Source organism: Pantoea sp. GM01, assembly GCF_000282675.1.
GTDB lineage: Bacteria > Pseudomonadota > Gammaproteobacteria > Enterobacterales > Enterobacteriaceae > Pantoea > Pantoea nemavictus.
Genome location: NZ_AKIU01000078.1, coordinates 1 through 1,798, shown reverse-complemented (window position 1 = coordinate 1,798; position 1,798 = coordinate 1). Strand labels below are relative to the sequence as shown.

The window sequence follows — 1,798 nt, the reverse complement described above, 5'->3', positions numbered from 1 at the left end:
TGGCGCTGGGAGCGGTGATGCGTAAACTGGTCCATCTCTGCTTCGGTGTGCTTAAAACACGAGAGCCGTGGAACGAAAACTACGTAGCTACCGCTTGACGTTCAAGACGGTAGCTACAGTATGTGCACTATTTTGTAGCGGCGCGATTTATCGCGCGAATTTCTAAGCCACAGACTTCTTCCGCTTCAAGCCGATCAGCGTTGGGAACACAAACAGCGACTGACCCAACCCACGATTGGTAACCTGCCATACCGCGACCGAACACAGCGAGCAGATCCCGACGATCGCCAGCGGATAGAAACATGCCCACAGAATCGAGAACCACGCCTGCTCAAACAGGTGATGACGCTGCGCAAACAGAATCGCTGACATGCCGAAGAACTCAATGAAGATGCGATGAATCACGTAGATTTGCAGCGTGTTGCGCCCTACCCAATTTAAGTAACTCATCTTGAAATGCGCGTTCAGCCAGCGACACGCGGCTACGCTGCCCAGCACGGCGAGAATGCACAGGAACAAACTCTTATCCAGGCCAAAGATAACGTGCAAACCGGAGAGCGCCGCCAATATGGCCCACGGCACAATGTTTTCGCGACGCCATTCGCTCAGGCGCAACATCATTGGGCTCCAGAAAGCGCCCAGCAGGAAGTACAGGAAATACTGCGCCACGCTTTGTGGTCCCCAGAACGGGATAATCTTCTCTACCGCCAGATAGTTGAGCGCAATCGCGACGACCAGCAAGGCCACCTTCTGCTGTTTGAAGATTTTCGCGCACAGGAAATAGAGCGCTAAACCGTAGAGATACCACGAGGTGCTCATGGCGAGGAACGTAAGCTTAAGAAACTCTAGCAGCGAACCGGCGTACGCCGCATTCAGGTTCTGCGAGATACGCTGTCCGGTGATCTCCGTGGAGATGCCGACAATCGACCACCACTGAATAAAGCCCCACAGAATGTAGAGATAAAACAGATTGGTAATACGGCTGGTAAATACCTGTTTCCACGGGCGATGCAAAATTCCGTTGGTGGCGAGTAAGCCGGAAACAAAGAAAAATGCCGGCATACGTAGCGGCGATAAAACCGTATTAAACTGCACCCATATTTCTGCCGGGATCCACCCAGCCGTCAATAATTTTACCGTCCCTTCAAATCCCGGTAAGACGGTGTGATACAACACCACCAGTAATATGCACGCTCCTTTTAGAGTATTTATCCATGCAATATCTTCTTTTCTGGCGTTATTCATATGATGACTCCGCTGCTGTTGCTGTGTAGGTCTTAAAGGAGAAGGATAAGGAAATAAGCGATGGTGCCTTTGTTACCCTAAATAATTCGGTTTGCAGGAAGGCGGCAAGTGGGTGAATCCTCAGGAGCTTACTGAAGTAAGTGACTGAGGTGAACACACGCAGCTAACGCAGCTGCAACCCGAAATATGACGGGTATGGTTATTCAACGATTATTAAACAGCGGGCGAAGGCATGATGTAGCGAAAGTCCTAAATGTTTTTTTGTGGTCCTGATATAACAATACTTTACAGATCCAGACAAAAATAGAATCATGAGCAGGCTAAGGAAATTTGCCTTAATTAGAGTCACTAAAAGGTTTTTAACTAAAATTAATGTGAATGGCATCACTCTGGCAAATTAAGAACAATCCACCCATTCGTATGCCAATATATATTCAAATTGCAGAGGGGTAATTATTTAATGTGGCAAATGGATAAGCGGAAATAATAGCGTTGTGGTAGAGGGTGAGCATTAAACATATCTTATGTTGTAGGGTCGCCATTCATGGCGACC

The 1,798-nt window shown here is 48.2% G+C and carries 1 protein-coding gene; it reads right to left on the bottom strand.

Features of this window, described 5'->3' with window-relative positions; translation table 11 throughout:
* Positions 1 to 162 precede the first annotated feature (162 nt).
* Positions 163 to 1,245, bottom strand: coding sequence for an acyltransferase family protein (locus tag PMI17_RS19720; protein ID WP_007891934.1), 1,083 nt, complete (start codon positions 1,243 to 1,245; stop codon positions 163 to 165).
* Positions 1,246 to 1,798: the final 553 nt, after the last annotated feature.

Excerpts from the sequence above, each read along its gene's own strand:
- PMI17_RS19720 (WP_007891934.1), bottom strand. The coding sequence starts at position 1,245 with ATGAATAACGCCAGAAAAGAAGATATTGCATGGATAAATACTCTAAAA.